This window comes from Thermaerobacter nagasakiensis (genome assembly GCF_055396825.1).
Map to the genome: position 1 here is coordinate 723,829 of NZ_AP043740.1, position 16,371 is coordinate 740,199.

Sequence of the window (16,371 nt, forward strand, 5' to 3'; positions counted from 1 at the left end):
GCCTCCGGGCCGGGGGTGGCCGGGCTTGAGACGGGGGTGGCCGGGCTTGTGACGGCGGGCCCTCGCCGGTATCCTCAACGGTAGCGGCAGTTCCCGGCCGGGGGCGGCCGGGAACTGCCGCCGGCGTGAGGAGGCGATGGGCCCGTGGCGATCCTCGCCGAGTCCCAGAGGCGGGCGGTGGCCGAGCGGCTGGCGGCGGTCGACGCTCCCGTGGAGCTTGACCTCTTCGTCCGCGATACCCGCTTGATCATCCCCGGCCGGGAGTGCCCGCGCTGCGAGGAGACGGTGCAGCTGCTGGAAGAGGTCTGTGCCCTCGGCCCCCGGCTGGGGCTTGCGGTGCGCGACCTCGACCGGGAGAGCGAGCGGGCTCGCCAGTTGGGCGTGGAGCGCACCCCCACCCTGGTGATCCACGGGCGGGCCGGCGGCCGCATCCGCTTCGTGGGGCCGCCCATGGGCTACGAGTTCGCCACCCTGCTGGAGGCGCTGGTGGAAGCAGGCCGCGGGGACGGCCATGGGGCGGCGCCCGGCGCCCCGGGCGGCGAGGACCGGGGCGCCACGGTGAGCGAGGGCCCGGGCGAGCCGGGCGGCGAGGCCGCGGCGCCGGGCGGAACCGGGGAAACCCGGGGCCCGGCGGAGGGCGGCCTCGGGGCAGGTTCCTCCGCGGCGGGCGGGGTGCTGGACGCCCATCGCCTCGCCCTCCTGGAACAGGCTGAGGAAACGGTCCACCTGCGGGTGTTCTTCACCCCCACCTGACCCCATTGCCCGCGGGCCGTGCGCTCCGCCATGCAACTGGCCCTGGCCAGCCCCCGGGTGATCGCCGAGGCGGTGGAGGCCAGCTCGTTCCCGCAGCTGGCGCGCCAGTACCAGGTCTGGGCCGTACCCAAGACGGTGGTCAACGACCGGGTGGCCCTGGACGGGGCCGTGGGTGACGAGATGCTGTGGTCGGCGATTGCCCAGGCTCTAGGAATCCCGCCGGCCTGAGCAGGCGGCGGGGTGCCGGGCCCGGGTCAAGGTGGCGCCCGGGACCGGGCGTCCGGGGCCCGGTGAACGGCCCGGGCATTGCGCGCCATTCCGATTCCGCAAACGGCGAGGTCTCGGTGCAGGATGAACCAGGCTGCCGGAGGGGGCCGCCAGGCCCGGATCCGCAACTTCTGCATCATCGCCCATATCGATCACGGCAAGTCCACCCTGGCCGACCGGTTGCTGGAGCAAACCGGCACCATCAGCGAGCGGGAGCGCCGGGACCAGGTGCTGGACATGCTGGACCTGGAGCGGGAGCGGGGCATCACCATCAAGGCCCAGGCGGTCCGCATGTTCTACCGCGCCGCCGACGGCCAGGAATACACCCTGCACCTGATCGACACGCCGGGCCATGTGGACTTCAGCTACGAGGTCTCCCGGGCCCTGGCGGCCTGCGAGGGCGCCATCCTGCTGGTCGACGCCACCCAGGGGGTGGAGGCCCAGACGGTCGCCAACCTCTACCTGGCGCTGGACGCCGGCCTGGTGCTGATCCCGGTGATCAACAAGATCGACCTGCCCGCGGCCCGGCCTGACGAGGTGCGCCAGCAGCTGGCCGACCTGGGCTTCGATCCCGGCGAGGTCCTCCTGGTGTCCGCCAAGGAAGGCACCGGCGTGGAAGCCTTGCTGGAGGCGGTGGTCCGGCGGATCCCGCCCCCGGCCGGCGATCCCGAGGCGCCCCTGCGGGCCCTGGTCTTCGACAGCCACTACGACCCCTACCGCGGCGTCATCGCCTACGTCCGGGTGCGGGACGGCCGGTTGCGCCCCGCCGACCGCATCCGCCTGATGGCCACGGGCACGGAGGTTGAAGTCGACCAGCTGGGCACCTTTCGGCCCATGCTGGTTCCCGTGGACGAGCTGGCCGCCGGGGAGGTGGGCTTCGTCGCCGCGGGCATCAAGAACGTGCGGGACTGCCGCGTGGGCGACACCATCACCCTGGTCGACCGCCCGGCGGCGGAGCCCCTGCCCGGCTACCAGCCCGCCAAGCCCATGGTCTTCACGGGCCTCTACCCCGTGGACCCCGGCGATTACGACCGGCTGCGGGAGGCGCTGGAGAAGCTGCACCTCAACGACGCGGCGCTGGTGTTCGAGCCGGAGACTTCCGAAGCCCTGGGCTTCGGCTTCCGCTGCGGGTTCCTCGGCCTGCTGCACATGGAGATCGTCCAGGAGCGCCTGGAGCGCGAGTACGACCTGGACCTGATCACCACCGCGCCCAGCGTGGTCTACCGCATCCGCCTGCGGGACGGGAGCGAGGTCGAGATCCAGAACCCGGCCGACCTGCCGCCTCGCGACCGGATCGAGGCGTTCCTGGAGCCCTACGTGCGGGCCTCCATCTTCACGCCGAAGGACTACGTGGGCTCCATCATGGAGCTCTGCCAGGAGCGCCGGGGCGAGTTCGTCAACATGGAATACCTGGACCCGCGGCGGGTCCGCCTGGAGTACCTCATGCCCCTGGCGGAGATCATGTACGACTTCTTCGACCAGATGAAATCGCGCTCCAAGGGCTACGCCACCCTGGACTACCAGCTGGAGGGGTACCGGGAGTCGGACCTGGTGCGGCTGGACGTGCTGGTGGCGGGGGAACTGGTGGACGCCCTGTCGGTCATCGTCCACCGGGACAAGGCCTACGCCCGCGGCCGCGCCCTGGTGGAGCGGCTCAAGGAGCTGATCCCGCGCCAGCTCTTCGAGGTACCCATCCAGGCGGCGGTGGGTTCGCGGGTCATCGCCCGGGAGACCATCCGCGCCCTGAAGAAGAACGTGCTGGCCAAGTGCTACGGCGGTGACGTGACCCGGAAGCGGAAACTTTTGGAGAAGCAGAAGGAAGGCAAGAAGCGCATGAAGCAGGTGGGCCGGGTGGAGATCCCCCAGGAGGCCTTCATGGCCGTGCTGCGGGTGGACGAGCCCCGGGGAGGCGGGGGCAGGTGATGCGGCCGGTCGCCGCCGGCGACAAGGTCGGGGCGCCGGCCGGGTCCGCAGGGCCGGTGCCAGGCGTGAGCCAAGGGCCGGCGGCGGGGACCGGCGGCTCGCCTGCGGGGGGCGGCCCTTCAGGCCCTGGCGGGTCCACCGCCCCCGGCATCCGGACGAACCCGGCCCGCAGCCCGTCCCCGCCGGCCGGTGAGGCCCGGCGCGGGGCCGGTGCTGGCGCCGGGACCCCGGCCCCCGCGGCCGCCCGCCTGGATCCGGACCCGCCCGGGGCCGGGACCTGGCCCGATTGGGATGCCGGACCCGCCCTCTACATCCACGTCCCCTACTGCCGCCAGCGGTGCTACTACTGCGATTTCAACACCTACCTGCTCGACCCCGAAGGCAAGCGCCGCTACCTGGCCGCCCTGGAGCGGGAACTCGACCTGCTGGCGGCCGATCCCGGCCTGACCCGGCCCCTGGTCTCGGTCTTCGTAGGCGGCGGCACGCCGTCCCTCCTGGAGCCCGCCGAACTGGAGCGGCTGCTGGAGGCGGTGCACCGCCGCTTCGCCCTGGCCCCCGGGGCGGAGATCACCGTGGAGTGCAATCCCGGCACGCTGGACGAAGGCCGGTTGCGGGCCCTGCGCGGGGGCGGGGTCACCCGGCTGAGCCTGGGGCTGCAGGCGGTGCAGGACGAGCTGCTCCAGGCCATCGGCCGGGACCACACCTGGGCGGATTTTCAGGCCACGTACGAGCGGGTGCGCCGGGCCGGGTTCGACAACGTGAACGTCGACTTGATCTTCGGCCTGCCCGGGCAAACCCTGGCCCAGTGGGAGGAATCCCTCCGGGCCGTGGTGGCGCTGGAGCCCGAGCACGTCTCCTGCTACGGCCTGGAGCTGCACCCGGGCACGCCCTTCCACCGCCGGTGGGAGGCCGGCCTTCTGGACCTGCCGGGGGAGGATGTGGAGCGGGCCATGTTCGACCGTGCGTACGAGGTGCTAGGCGCGGCCGGGTTCGTCCGGTACGAGATCTCGAACTTCGCCCGGCCCGGGCGGGAGTCGGTCCACAACCGGGTCTACTGGCTGAACGGCTCCTATCTGGGGGCGGGGCCCGGCGCCTGGTCTTGCTGGCAGGGGGAGCGGCGGCGCAACCGGCTGCACCCCCTGGCCTACGCCGCCAGCCTGGAGCAAGGCGAGCCGGCCGTGGACCTGCGAGAACCCGTCGGCCGGCGCCAGGCGATGGAGGAGACCATGATCCTGGGCCTGCGCCTGGCCGAGGGGGTTGAGGAGGCTCGCTTCGCCCGGCGGTTCGGCCTGACCCCGGCGGAAGCCTTCCCGGAGGCGGTGGCCCGGCTGCTGGCCGGGGGCTGGCTCCTGCGGGAGGCAGGGTACCTGCGCCTCAGCCTTCAGGCGGTGCCCGTGGCCAACAGCGTGCTGGCCGAGTTCGTCGGCGCGGACCCGTCCCGTTGACGGCCGGCGCCGCCGGTGCTACCTTGTTAAGAGGATCATTAGCACTCTCTGATATTGAGTGCTAACCGGCCCGCATCCGGGTGCCGGCTCCGGGTCCGTGAGACCGCCGGGCAGGCGGCAGCCGGCTCCGGCAGCGGGCGTCGACTCGGTCTCCGGAGAGAGCCCACCGGGCGGCCGGGGTCGAGGCCGCCGGTCCGGTCATGGGCGGCGGGCCGTACCGGCCACGGGCGCCGGCCGGCAGCCTGCCGGCCTTTTGGCCCCGGCAAGCCCCGGGCTGGAAGGGTCCCGGGGCCGCCGGCGTGCGGCAGGTGCAGGTTCCCGGTGGGGAAGCGGGGTCCGGAGCCGAGGGGGGAATCACCATGGACCGGCGCAAGCAGCAGGTCCTCAAAGCGGTGGTGGAAGACTACGTCGACACGGCGGAACCCGTGGGCTCCCGGACCCTGGCCCGCAAGTACGGGCTGGGGGTGAGCCCGGCCACCATCCGCAACGAGATGGCGGATCTGGAGGAGATGGGTTTCCTCGAGCAACCCCACACCTCGGCCGGGCGCATCCCGTCGGACCGCGGGTACCGCTTCTTCGTCGACATGCTGATGGAGGCCGTGGTCCCGCCGCCGGAACTGGTCGAACGCCTGCGCCGGCTTTACGCCGAGCGGGTCGACCAGGTGGGCCGCCTGCTGCGGCAGACGGCCCAGGTCCTCAGCGAGGCCACGGACTGCCTGGCTCTGGTCGAGGCTCCGCGGGTGGAGCCCGTGACCTTCCGGCACCTGCAGGTGCTCCCCCTCAGCGAGCGGCGCGCGGTGCTGGTCCTGGTGACCGACGAGGGGCTGGTCCAGCAGCGGCTGGTGGAGCTGCCCGAACCCGCCAGCGAGGCGGACCTGCAGCGCATCTCGGCGGCCCTGACCCGGCGCCTGGCCGGCCTGACCCTGGACCGGGTGGGGCACACGGTGCTGCGCGAGCTCTACGACGAGCTGGCGGCCTGCGGGGCGCTGCTGGAGGTGGCGCTGGAGGCCTTGCGGCCTTCGGCCTCGGACGACGACCACCCGGTCTTCGTCATGGGCACGCGCCGCCTGTTCCGCCAGCCGGAGTTCCAGGACCTGGAGCGGGCCCAGGCCGTGCTGGGTCTGGTGGAGCGGCAGGAGCTGGTTCGGGACCTGCTGGGCCGGCAGGGGAACGACGAGCTGGTCATCACCATCGGACACGAGAACCCGCACCCCGATCTGTACGACTGCAGCGTGGTCAGCGCCACGTACCGTCTTGGTGGCGAGGTGGCCGGTCGCATTGCCGTGCTCGGCCCCAAGCGGATGCACTACCCCCGGATCACCAGCTTGATGGAGCTGCTGGCCCAGCTGCTGACCGAAGCCCTCGAGCGGTCGGTTCGGTGACCGGGCCCGCCGCCGGACGGGAAAGCTTGTCCCTGCCAGCCGGTGGCGGGGCTTTTTTGTCCGGGAGCCGGGACGGGTGCGGGGCGCTGGGAAGGAGGCAGGGCCCATCGTGACGGGTGAGGCGGTGACGAATACTCCAGGGGGCGCGGTGCCGGAAGGGTCCGGTGAATCCGGCCCCGGCTCCGGGGACGAACCGGCGGGGGACCTGGGTGCGGCCCAGGCGGCCCTGGCCGATGCGCGGCGCCAGCTGGATCAGGCCCGGGCGGAAGCCGAGGCGGCGCGGGCCGAGGCCGCTGCCGCCCGGGCGGAGGCCGAGGCGGCCCGGCGGCAGGCCCAGGAGACCCTGGATCAGCTGCGCCGGCTGCAGGCCGATTTCACCAACTACCGCCGGCGCATGATGGAAGAGCAGTCCCGGTGGCGGCAGGAGGCGGAGGCCGAGCTGGCCCGCGCGCTGCTGCCGGTGGTCGACAACCTGGAGCGGGCCCTGGCGGCCGCCGGCCAGGACGACCACCCGGTGGTGCAGGGGGTGGCCATGGTCCACCGGCAGTTCCTCGAGGTGCTGCGCCAGGCCGGGGTGGAACCCATCGCGGCCCAGGGGCAGCCCTTCGACCCCTACCGGCACGAGGCGGTGGCGCGGGAGGAAACGGCCGAGCATCCCGACGGGACCGTCATCGAAGTGTTCCAGAAGGGCTACCTGTACCGGGGACGAACGCTGCGCCCGGCCATGGTGAAGGTGGCCGTGGCGCCGCCGGAGGCCGCCCCGGGCGAGGGGACGGCCGGTTCGTCCGGATGAACCGGAGCCGGCGCACCGGCCGCAGGTTGAGTGCTGGAGGAGGCGACGCGACATGGGCAAGGTGGTGGGCATCGACCTGGGCACCACCAACTCCGTGGTGGCGGTGCTGGAGGGCGGCGAGCCCACGGTGATCACCAACGCCGAGGGGAGCCGCCTGACTCCTTCCGTGGTGGGCTGGTCCAAGGGCGGCGAGCTGCTGGTGGGCCAGGTGGCCAAGCGGCAGGCCGTCACCAACCCCGAGCGGACCATCTTCTCCATCAAGCGCTTCATGGGGCGGCGCTTCGCCGAGGTGCGGGACGAGGCCGGGCGGGTGCCGTACAAGGTGGTGGAAGGGCCCAACGGGGACGCCCGGGTGGAGGTGGACGGCAAGCTCTACTCCCCCGAGGAGATCTCGGCCATGATCCTGCGCAAGCTCAAGCAGGACGCCGAGGCCTACCTGGGCGAGCCGGTCACCCAGGCGGTGATCACCGTTCCGGCCTACTTCAACGACGCCCAGCGCCAGGCGACCAAGAACGCCGGCCGCATCGCCGGCCTCGAGGTGCTGCGCATCATCAACGAGCCCACGGCGGCCGCCCTGGCCTACGGCCTGGACAAGGAAGAAGACCAGAAGATCCTGGTCTTCGACCTGGGCGGCGGCACCTTCGACGTGTCCATCCTGGAACTGGGGGACGGCGTCTTCGAGGTCCGGGCCACCAGCGGCAACAACCACCTGGGCGGGGACGACTTCGACCAGCGGATCATCGACTGGCTGGCCGAGGAGTTCAAGAAGGAGCACGGCATCGACCTGCGCCAGGACCGCATGGCGCTGCAGCGGCTCAAGGAGGCGGCGGAGAAGGCCAAGATCGAGCTGTCGTCGACCCTGAGCACCAACATCAACCTGCCCTTCATCACCGCCGACGCCAGCGGCCCCAAGCACCTGGACATGACCCTGACCCGGGCCAAGTTCGAGGAGCTGACGGCCGACCTGGTGGAGGCCACCATGGGGCCGACGCGCCGGGCCCTGGAGGACGCCGGCCTGAAGCCCGGGGACATCGACAAGATCATCCTGGTGGGCGGCTCCACCCGCATCCCCGCGGTGCAGCGGGCCATCCGGGAGTTCTTCGGGAAGGAGCCCCACAAGGGGGTCAACCCCGATGAGGTGGTGGCCATGGGGGCCGCCATCCAGGCGGGGGTGCTGGCCGGCGAGGTCAAGGACCTGGTGCTGGTCGACGTCACGCCCCTGACCCTGGGCGTGGAGGTCCTGGGCGGCGTGGTGGAGCCCATGATCCCGCGCAACACGGCCATCCCCACGTCCAAGTCCAAGATCTTCTCCACCGCCGCCGACGGGCAGACCCAGGTGGAGATCCACGTGGTCCAGGGCGAGCGCCCGCTGGCCCGCGACAACAAGACCCTGGGCCGGTTCATCCTGGACGGGATTCCGCCGGCGCCCCGGGGCGTGCCGCAGATCGAGGTCACCTTCGACATCGACGTCAACGGCATCGTCCACGTGCGCGCCAAGGACCTGGGCACCGGGCGCGAGCAGAAGATCACCATCAAGTCCCAGGGTGGGCTGTCCGAGGAAGAGATCCAGCGGATGATCAAGGAGGCCGAGCAGCACGCCGAGGAAGACCGCCGGCGCAAGGAGCTGATCGAGGCCCGCAACCAGGCGGACAGCCTGATCTACCAGGCGCGGAAGACCCTCAAGGAGAACGAGGGCAAGCTGGACGAGGCCCTCAAGCAGCGCATCGAAGAGCGCATCAAGGCGCTGGAAGAGGTCGCCCAGGGCGACGACCTCAGCACCATCCGGCGCCGGGCGGAGGAGCTCTCCGAGGCGGTGCTGGAGGTGGGCCGGCGCATCTACGAGCAGCAGGCGGCCGCGGCCGGCAGCGGCGCCACGGCCGGCAACGACGGGGGCGGCTCGCCCGGACAGGCGGCCGGTGGCACCGGCGCGGTGGGCGACGTGTACGACACGGGCTTCCGGTCCAGGGACGACGAGCGGACCGGTACCGGTGGCGACTGAGCAGCCGCCGGGGGTCGCTGCAGCCGGTTCTCGCCCCGGACCATGGAGCCGGCCGGGGGCCGGGCTGGGGTAGGGGCGGTTCGGCCGCCCGGCCGGCCGGGGCACCGGCCCGGGCGCCTGCCCGGTGAGGGAGGAGGTGCGGCGTGGCAAAGGACTACTACGCGATCCTGGGCGTGTCCCGGGACGCCTCCCAGGAAGAGATCAAAAAGGCCTACCGGCGGCTGGCCCGCCGCTACCACCCGGACGCCAACCCCGGCGACCCCGAGGCAGAGCGCCGGTTCAAGGAGATCAACGAGGCGTACCAGGTCCTGGGCGACCCCGAGAAGCGAGCCGCCTACGACCGCTTCGGTACCGCCGAGGGGCCGGCGGCCGGCGGCTGGCCGGGCGGCGCCGGCGGCTTCGGCACCGCCGGCGGCCCGGGCGGCGGCTTCGGTCCCTTCGGCGGCTTCGGCGACTTTGACGGCTTCGGCAACTTCGGCCTCGGCGACCTGTTTGACGCGGTCTTCGGCGGCGGGCGGTCGGCGCGGCGGGGCGGCCCCGCGCGGGGTGCCGACCTGGAGATGGAGCTGGAACTCACCCTGGAAGAGGCCGCCCGCGGCGGCCGCCGGGAGATCCGGGTCGAGCGGCCGGAGGAATGCGCAGCCTGCCGCGGTACGGGCGCCGAGGGCGGCCGGCTGGTGAGCTGCCCCCAGTGCGGCGGCAGCGGGCAGGTGCGTACGGCCCGGACCACGCCCTTCGGCCAGTTCGTCACCGTCCAGACCTGCCCGCGCTGCGGGGGGGCGGGGCGGCTGGCGGCGGCGGCGTGCCGGGCCTGCGGCGGCCGGGGCGAGGTGCCCCAGCGCCGCACCCTGGAGATCGACATCCCGGCCGGGGTCGACGACGGCATGCGCCTGCGCCTGCGGGGCCAGGGGCAGCCCGGGCGCCGCGGCGGCCCGCCGGGCGACCTGTACGTGCGCATCCGCATCAAGCCCCATCCCGTCTTTCGGCGGGAGGGCGACGACATCGTGGCCGAGGTGGCCGTCGGCATGGCGCAGGCCGCCCTGGGCGCCCGGCTGCGGGTCCCCACCCTGGACGGCGAGGAGGAGCTGCTGGTGCCGCCGGGCACCCAGCCCGGCGAGGTGATCCGGCTCAAGGGCAAGGGCATGCCGCGGCTGAGGGGGAGCGGCCGGGGCGACCAGCTGGTCCGGGTGCGGGTGGAGATCCCCCGGCGGCTTTCCGACCGGGAGCGGGAGCTCTTGCTGGAACTGGCCCGGCTGCGGGGCGAGACCGTATCGGACGAACGCGGCCTGTTCCAGCGCATGCGGGACGCCTTCAACCTGTAGGCAGGACCGGACGGGGGGGTGCCGGTGCGCTGGCTGGAGATGGTGATCGACGTACCCGCCCAGGCGGCCGAGGCCGCCGCCGCTGCCCTGGTGGAGATCGCGGGCTCCGGCCTGGTCTGGGAGGATCGCGACGGTGCCGTGCGCCTGCGGGCCTACCTGCCCGAGGAGGGCTTCGAGGAGCGGTACCGGCAGCTGGGGGAGCGGTGGCGGCGGGTGCGGCAGGTCTTCCCGGCCGTCGGTCCCTGGGCGCCGGCGGTGCGGGCCCGGGACGAGGCCGAATGGGCGGAGGCCTGGAAGGCCTACTTCAAGCCCTTGCCCGTGGGCCGGCACCTCCTGGTGGTCCCCGGCTGGCTGCGGGATCAGGTGGACCCGGGTCCCCGGCTGCCCCTGGTGCTGGATCCGGGGATGGCCTTTGGCACGGGGCAGCATGCCTCCACCCGCCTGGCCCTGGAGCTTTTGGAGGAGGTGCTGGTACCGCCGGGGGGAGAGGGGAGCTCGGAAGCCCCCGCCGGTCCGGCGGCCCCGCCCCACGGCGCGGGTGGTGCCGGCGCGCCGGTCGCAGGCCCGGAGCCCGCCTCCCTCGGGGGTACCGTGCTGGACGTGGGCACGGGGTCGGGCATCCTGGCCATCGCCGCCGCCCGGCTGGGTGCCCCCCGGGTGCTGGCCATCGACATCGATCCGGTGGCCGTGCGGGTGGCCCGGGAGAACGCCGCGGCCAACGGGGTCGCGGAGCGGATCGGCCTGGCTTGCGCGACGCCGGCGGGCCTTCGCCAGGCGCCACCCGCCGGGTGGGCCGGGCACCTGCCCGCCGCCTTGACCGTGGCCAACATCACCGCCGAGGTGCTGTCCGGAATGGTGGCCGACCTGGACGCCCTGACCCGGCCGGGCGGCACCATCATCCTTTCGGGGCTGCTGGAGGGCGCGGCCGGCACGGCCGCCCTGGAAGAACGCTGCCACGACCGCGGCTGGCAGCTGGAGGAGCGGCGCCGGGCCGAGGGCTGGGAGGCCTGGCGGCTGCGGCGGCCCGGCGCCACGGCGCCAGAAAAGATTGCCGGGACGCCGGCCGGTTCGCCCTCCGGGGCGCAGTAGGAGCGGGAAGGCGGAAGGAAAGGGCATGTTCGTCCCCCACGTCTTTGTCGACCGCGAGCTGGCCCCTGGCGCCGCGGCGCCTCTGGCTGCCGACGACGCCCACCACCTGCTGCGCGTCCTGCGCCGCCGTCCCGGCGATCCCGTGGTGGCCGTCACGCCCGCCGGCCGGCGGTGGCTGGGCCGGCTGGCGCCGGGCTCCCCGCCCCAGCTGGAGGCCCGGGAAGAGCTGCCCTCCAGCGAGCCGCCCGTCGCCGTCACCCTGGGACAGGGCCTGCCCAAGGGACCCAAAATGGAAGAGGTGATCCGGCACGGCACGGAGGTGGGGGTCGCCCGCTTCGTGCCCGTCCTGGCCGCCCGCTCGGTGAGCCGCCCCGGGGAGGCAGGCGCCGCCCAGCGGGTCCAGCGCTGGCAGCGCATCGCCCGGGAAGCGGCCCGCCAGTCCCAGCGCTCCGCCGTGCCGCAGGTCGAACCGCCCTGTTCTCTGGACGGGCTGCTCTCCCGGGGGGAGGCATGGGACCTGATCCTCATGCCCTGGGAGGAAGAGGAGGCCCGGGGCCTGCGGGAGGAGCTCGAGGCCGCCGCCGCTGCCTGGGGACGCCCGGCCGCCGGCCGGCGGGTGCTGATCCTGGTGGGGCCGGAGGGCGGTTGGGACGCCGGGGAGGTCGAGGCCGCCCGGCGGGCCGGCGCCCGGGTGGTCACCCTGGGGCCCCGCATCCTGCGCACCGAGACGGCGGGGGTCCTGGTGGCCGGCCTGGTGCTGCACGTGCTGGGTGATCTGGGTTAGGCCCGCCGGGCCGCCGAGGGACGGGTCGGCGAAGGCCGCGACGGTCTCCAGGGTGGGACCCCGGCAGGCGATGGCCGGCCCTTTGCTGCATAGATACCATTGAATCGATACCATCGGGCGAGAAGCCGCAGGGCCGGCGACAGGCCGCGGTGCCCGGCTGGCCCCGTACCGTTGGTGCCGCCCGGAAGCCTTCCGGCCGGAGGCGCCTCTGCCGGACACCGTGCGGCCGCGGCAGGCTGCGGAAAGGCGGGGAAATCATGCAAGAACACGCGGCGGCCCCCCAGGGCGGCGGGCCCGCACCGGCCCCGCGTCGCCAGGACGGCGGAAGGACCACCGGACCGGCCGCGGCGGGCCCGGGGGCCGCACCCGGGCCGCGCCGGCTGCGGGTGGGCATCCTGTTCGGCGGCCGGTCGGGGGAGCACGAGGTCTCCCTGATGTCGGCCCGGTCCGTCTTCGAGGCCATGGACCGGCGGCGGTTCGAGCCCGTGCCCATCGGGATCACCCGGGAGGGGCTCTGGATCCTGCCCCACGATGCGCCGGGCCTGCTGAAGGCAGGGCGGGGGGTCGAACCCGGCGACGGCATCCCCCTGGCTGTGGTGCCCGGCCCGCAGGGCTCCCGCCTGCTGCTGCTGGAGGCCGGCGGCGGAGCCGGTTCGTCGGCAGCCGGAGGGGCCGGGGAGGACGGGGCGCCCGTGCAGGGGCGCCGGCTCGAGCCGCTGGACGTGGTCTTCCCCGTGCTGCACGGCACCTTCGGCGAAGACGGCACCGTCCAGGGGCTTCTGGAGCTGGCCGGCATCCCCTACGTGGGGGCCGGCGTCATGGCCTCGGCCGTCGGCATGGACAAGGCGGTCATGAAGGAGCTTTTCCGGGCTCGGGGCCTGCCCGTGGTGCCTTTCCTGGTGGTAACGGCCGCCCGGTGGCGGCGGGAGCCGGCGGCGGTGCTGGACGCCATCGAGCAGTCCCTGGGCTACCCCTGCTTCACCAAGCCCGCCAACCTGGGGTCCAGCGTAGGCATCACCCGCTGTCCCGACCGGGTCGCCCTGGAGGCCGGCCTGGCCGAGGCCTTCGCCTACGACCGCAAGGTGGTGGTCGAGCGGGGCGTCGACGCCCGGGAACTGGAGATCAGCGTGCTGGGCAACGACGACCCCGTGGCCTCGGTGCCGGGCGAGATCCGGCCCCGGGACGCGTTCTACACCTACCGGGCCAAGTACACCGAGGGCGGATCGGAGCTCATCGTACCGGCCCCGCTTCCGCCCCGGGTGGTGGAGGAGATGCAGCGGCTGGCCATCGCGGCCTTCCAGGCCATCGACGCCGCCGGCCTGGCCCGGGTGGACTTCTTCCTCGAGCGGGCCACGGGACGGCTGCTGGTCAACGAGATCAACACCATTCCCGGCTTCACCGTCCTGAGCATGTACCCCAAGCTGTGGGAGGCGGCGGGCCTTCCCTATCGCGACCTGATCACCCGCCTCATCGAACTGGCGCTGGAGCGGCATGGTGAACGAGCCCGCCTCCGGACAACCTATGGAGACGGGGAATGAGGTGCCCCGCGAGAGGGGCAGGGGGCGCCCGGGAGGCTCCGCCAGGCAGCTGAAGGACCCGGGCCCCCGTGTGGCGAAACTGGCTTTGATCCCGCCGGCGGGAGCAAGGACAGGGAGGTGAAGCCCGTGGCGGATTGCCTGTTCTGCCGGATCGTCGAGGGGCAGTTGCCCGCCGACAAGGTCTACGAAGACGAGCACGTCCTCGCCTTCCGGGACATCAACCCCCAGGCGCCGCAACACGTCCTGGTGATCCCCAAGCGGCACATCGCCTCCCTGAACGAGGCGGGGGACGACGACGTCCCCGTGCTCGGGCACCTGCAGCGGGTGATCCCCGAGGTGGCCCGCCGGGTGGGCGTGGCCGAGAGCGGGTACCGGGTGGTGGTGAACACCGGGCGCGATGCCCTGCAGACCGTCTTCCACGTGCACTACCACGTGCTGGGCGGTCGCACCTTGCAGTGGCCACCCGGCTGATGGCTCCCTGCGGCCACCCCGGTGGCCGGAGGTCGTGGCTGGGAAGGAGGGATCCGGGGTGGCCGAGATCAAGCGCCGGGAAAACGAAACCCTGGACGACGCCCTGCGCCGGTTCCGCCAGGCTTTGCGCAAGGCCGGCATTCTCGGCGAGGTGCGCCGGCGCGAGCACTACGACAAGCCCAGCGTCCGCAGGAAGAAGAAGAGCGATGCCGCCCGCCGCCGCCGGCGGAGCCGCTAGGGCCGCCCAGCGCCCGGAGGCTCCGCCCGGGATCTCCGTGACGGCCCGATCGCGCCGTGACGGTCGGGTCTTCCAAGACCGGTGCAAGACCGGCGGTTCCTCGGGAGGCGACGCCGCGGCGAGGAGCCCGGGGCGGGCACCCGGGGCGGCGGGACGGCGGGGGAGGTCTTCCCATGTCCCTGAAGGAGCGCCTGGAACAGGACATGAAGGAGGCCATGAAGGCGCGGGAGGCGGGCAAGACCCGCCTCTCGGTCATTCGCATGGCCCGGGCTGCCATCAAGAACGAGGAGATCGAGCGGGGACATCCCCTCAGCGATGACGAGGTGCTGCAGGTCCTGGCGCGGGAGAAGCGCCAGCGCCAGGAGGCCCTGGAGGAGTACCGCCGGGCCGGCCGGCAGGACCTGGTCGAGCAGATGGAGGAAGAGATCCAGGTCCTGGCGTCCTACCTGCCCGAGCCGCTGACCGAGGCCGAGCTCGCCCTGCTGGCGGAAGAGGTCATCGCCCAGGTGGGCGCCCGGGGGCCGCAGGACATGGGTAAGGTCATGGGTCAGCTGATGCCCCGCATCCGCGGCCGGGCCGAGGGCAGCGACGCCAGCCGGATCGTGCGGGAGCTGCTGAGCCGGATGAACTAGCTGGGTGCGGTGTGCCGGTCGCCACGCCCCAGACCCGCCGGCAGGCACCCGCCGGGCCGGCAGGGCGCGGCCGGTCGCACCGCATGGGGGAGCCCGGGGGAGGCAGGCTCAGGTGGTGAACCCGAACCGGTTCCGGACGGTCCTCTTGCGGGTGGCCGGCCTGCTGGCCCTGCTGGCCGCCCTGGCGGCCCACGGGCTGGGCGGCGGCTCGCCAGCGGCAGCCCAGCAGGCGCCGCCCGCCAGCGGCCCGCCCCAGCGGGTGCTGGTCATCCCCGTGCGCGGCAACATCGAACCCGGCCTGGCCCGCTTTGTCCGCCGGGGGCTGGAACAAGCCCGCCGCAGCGGGGCGGCGGTCCTGCTTGAGATCAGCACCTTCGGCGGCCGGGTGGACGGGGCCACCGAGATCCGCGGTGCCGTGAACGCCGCCGCCGCGGCCGGGGTGCCCGTGGCCGCCTGGGTTCCCGACCGCGCCATCTCCGCCGGAGCGCTGATCGCCATCGCCGCTCCCTCCCTCTACATGGCGCCCGACGCCACTCTGGGCGCCGCCGAGCCGCGTCCCGCCGACGAGAAGACCGTCTCCTACGTCCGCGCCGAATTCGAAGCCGCCGCCCGCAGCCGCGGCCGCGATCCCCAGGTGGCCGCCGCCATGGTGGACAAGGACGTGGCCGTCCCCGGCCTGGTGGAGCGTGGCCACATCCTCACCCTCACCGGCGAGCGGGCGCGGGAGATCGGCTTCATCGAGGGATTGGCGGCAAGCCGCCAGGCCGCCCTGGAGGCTGCAGGGTGGGGCGGCCTGCCCGTGGACGAACTGGTCCCCACCGCGGCCGAGCGGGTGGCCCGGTTCGTCACCGACCCCGTGGTGGCGCCGATCCTGCTCTCCCTCGGCATGGCGGGCCTGGTGGCCGAGTTCTACGTCCCCGGTTTCGGCTTCCCCGGCATCGTGGGCCTGTTGAGCCTGGCCCTTTTCTTCGGCGGCCACCTGCTGGCCGGCATTGCCGGGTGGGAGGTCCTCCTGCTCTTCCTCGTGGGCGTGCTGCTGCTGGCGGTGGAGCTGCTGGTGCCGGGCTTCGGCGTGTTTGGGGTGGCCGGCCTGCTGGCCATGGGCGCGGCCATCGTGCTGGTGACCGGGGACCCCGTGCGGGGGTTGCAATCCCTTTTGCTCGGCCTTGCCGTGACCACCGGGGTGCTGGTCGTCCTGGCGCGGGTGGCCGGCCGCAGGGGCCTCTGGCGGCGGCTGGCCCTGCCCACCCGGCTGGGGGAGGCCGAAGGCTTTCGCGCCACGGCGGAAGACGCGGCGCTGGTGGGGATGGCCGGAACGGCCCTCACCCCGCTGCGACCGGCGGGGACGGCGGCCATCGCCGGGCGGCGCGTGGATGTGGTGACGGAAGGGGAGTACCTGGCCGCCGGGACGCGGGTGGAGGTGATCCGGGTGGAAGGGCGCCGGGTGGTGGTGCGGGCGGCCGGACCCGACACCGGTCCGGGGGGTTCCGGGGAGGGGGGGTCCGGGGAGGCGGCCCCTGGCGCCGCGGGCGGTTCCGGTCCCGTCGCCGGTTCCGGTGGCAGCACCGCTGCCGGCTCGGAGGCCGGAGAGGCGTCCCATGGGGACTAGGGTGCCGCGATCCCGGGCGGTGCCGCTGCAGGCTCTGGCGGCGGGCAGGGCGCCCCGGGGCAAGCAGCTTTTGCGCCGGTACCCGGGCCGTCGCCTAGGGCCGGCCCCCGGCCGGGGGCCTGGCCA

14 protein-coding genes are annotated in these 16,371 nt (G+C 73.7%); all 14 read left to right on the forward strand.

Annotation, left to right across the window (positions count from 1 at the left end; genetic code table 11):
* Positions 1 to 144: 144 nt before the first annotated feature.
* Entirely contained in the window at positions 145 to 981 is an 837-nt protein-coding gene (locus tag ACZ5T9_RS03210) for a thioredoxin family protein (RefSeq protein ID WP_464833814.1), read from the forward strand.
* Between the two features lie 123 nt (positions 982 to 1,104).
* Positions 1,105 to 2,943 carry a translation elongation factor 4 gene (gene lepA / locus ACZ5T9_RS03215; protein WP_464833816.1) on the forward strand — a complete coding sequence of 613 codons (1,839 nt, stop codon included), beginning with the start codon at positions 1,105 to 1,107 and terminating at the stop codon, positions 2,941 to 2,943.
* The gene (gene hemW / locus ACZ5T9_RS03220) at positions 2,943 to 4,388 is read left to right on the forward strand and encodes a radical SAM family heme chaperone HemW (protein WP_464834384.1); all 1,446 of its coding nucleotides are present in this window, start codon (positions 2,943 to 2,945) and stop codon (positions 4,386 to 4,388) included. The genes lepA and hemW overlap by 1 nt, the downstream gene beginning before the upstream one ends.
* 359 nt (positions 4,389 to 4,747) lie before the next feature.
* A complete protein-coding gene (gene hrcA / locus ACZ5T9_RS03225; protein ID WP_464833818.1) occupies positions 4,748 to 5,770 on the forward strand; it encodes a heat-inducible transcriptional repressor HrcA in 1,023 nt (340 codons plus the stop codon).
* A gap of 109 nt (positions 5,771 to 5,879) precedes the next feature.
* Complete coding sequence (gene grpE / locus ACZ5T9_RS03230) at positions 5,880 to 6,563, forward strand: nucleotide exchange factor GrpE (RefSeq protein WP_464833820.1); 684 nt, start codon at positions 5,880 to 5,882, stop codon at positions 6,561 to 6,563.
* A 52-nt stretch (positions 6,564 to 6,615) separates the two neighbouring features.
* Positions 6,616 to 8,562, forward strand: coding sequence for a molecular chaperone DnaK (dnaK, locus tag ACZ5T9_RS03235; RefSeq protein WP_464833822.1), 1,947 nt, complete (start codon positions 6,616 to 6,618; stop codon positions 8,560 to 8,562).
* A 143-nt stretch (positions 8,563 to 8,705) separates the two neighbouring features.
* On the forward strand, positions 8,706 to 9,884 hold the full coding sequence (gene dnaJ, locus ACZ5T9_RS03240) for a molecular chaperone DnaJ (RefSeq protein WP_464833823.1): 1,179 nt from the start codon (positions 8,706 to 8,708) through the stop codon (positions 9,882 to 9,884).
* 24 nt (positions 9,885 to 9,908) lie between these two features.
* Positions 9,909 to 10,973 carry a 50S ribosomal protein L11 methyltransferase gene (locus ACZ5T9_RS03245; protein WP_464833824.1) on the forward strand — a complete coding sequence of 355 codons (1,065 nt, stop codon included), beginning with the start codon at positions 9,909 to 9,911 and terminating at the stop codon, positions 10,971 to 10,973.
* A 25-nt stretch (positions 10,974 to 10,998) separates the two neighbouring features.
* Positions 10,999 to 11,757 carry an RsmE family RNA methyltransferase gene (locus ACZ5T9_RS03250; protein ID WP_006902956.1) on the forward strand — a complete coding sequence of 253 codons (759 nt, stop codon included), beginning with the start codon at positions 10,999 to 11,001 and terminating at the stop codon, positions 11,755 to 11,757.
* A 257-nt stretch (positions 11,758 to 12,014) separates the two neighbouring features.
* Positions 12,015 to 13,295, forward strand: a complete 1,281-nt coding sequence (locus ACZ5T9_RS03255) for a D-alanine--D-alanine ligase family protein (RefSeq protein ID WP_006902957.1) — start codon at positions 12,015 to 12,017, stop codon at positions 13,293 to 13,295.
* A gap of 126 nt (positions 13,296 to 13,421) precedes the next feature.
* Positions 13,422 to 13,766: a histidine triad nucleotide-binding protein gene (locus tag ACZ5T9_RS03260; protein ID WP_006902958.1), complete on the forward strand. Its 345-nt coding sequence runs from the start codon at positions 13,422 to 13,424 to the stop codon at positions 13,764 to 13,766.
* A gap of 58 nt (positions 13,767 to 13,824) precedes the next feature.
* The gene (rpsU, locus tag ACZ5T9_RS03265) at positions 13,825 to 14,004 is read left to right on the forward strand and encodes a 30S ribosomal protein S21 (RefSeq protein ID WP_006902959.1); all 180 of its coding nucleotides are present in this window, start codon (positions 13,825 to 13,827) and stop codon (positions 14,002 to 14,004) included.
* 173 nt (positions 14,005 to 14,177) lie between these two features.
* Entirely contained in the window at positions 14,178 to 14,636 is a 459-nt protein-coding gene (locus ACZ5T9_RS03270) for a GatB/YqeY domain-containing protein (protein WP_464833827.1), read from the forward strand.
* 112 nt (positions 14,637 to 14,748) lie between these two features.
* A complete protein-coding gene (locus ACZ5T9_RS03275) occupies positions 14,749 to 16,245 on the forward strand; it encodes an NfeD family protein (RefSeq protein WP_464833828.1) in 1,497 nt (498 codons plus the stop codon).
* The last annotated feature ends 126 nt before the right edge of the window (positions 16,246 to 16,371 follow it).

What these genes read in the sequence shown, in the direction of transcription:
- lepA (WP_464833816.1), top strand. Translation starts at nt 1,105, where the DNA reads ATGAACCAGGCTGCCGGAGGGGGCCGCCAGGCCCGGATCCGCAACTTC.
- hemW (WP_464834384.1), top strand. Translation starts at nt 2,943, where the DNA reads ATGCGGCCGGTCGCCGCCGGCGACAAGGTCGGGGCGCCGGCCGGGTCC.
- hrcA (WP_464833818.1), top strand. Translation starts at nt 4,748, where the DNA reads ATGGACCGGCGCAAGCAGCAGGTCCTCAAAGCGGTGGTGGAAGACTAC.
- dnaK (WP_464833822.1), top strand. Translation starts at nt 6,616, where the DNA reads ATGGGCAAGGTGGTGGGCATCGACCTGGGCACCACCAACTCCGTGGTG.
- ACZ5T9_RS03250 (WP_006902956.1), top strand. Translation starts at nt 10,999, where the DNA reads ATGTTCGTCCCCCACGTCTTTGTCGACCGCGAGCTGGCCCCTGGCGCC.
- ACZ5T9_RS03255 (WP_006902957.1), top strand. Translation starts at nt 12,015, where the DNA reads ATGCAAGAACACGCGGCGGCCCCCCAGGGCGGCGGGCCCGCACCGGCC.
- ACZ5T9_RS03270 (WP_464833827.1), top strand. Translation starts at nt 14,178, where the DNA reads ATGTCCCTGAAGGAGCGCCTGGAACAGGACATGAAGGAGGCCATGAAG.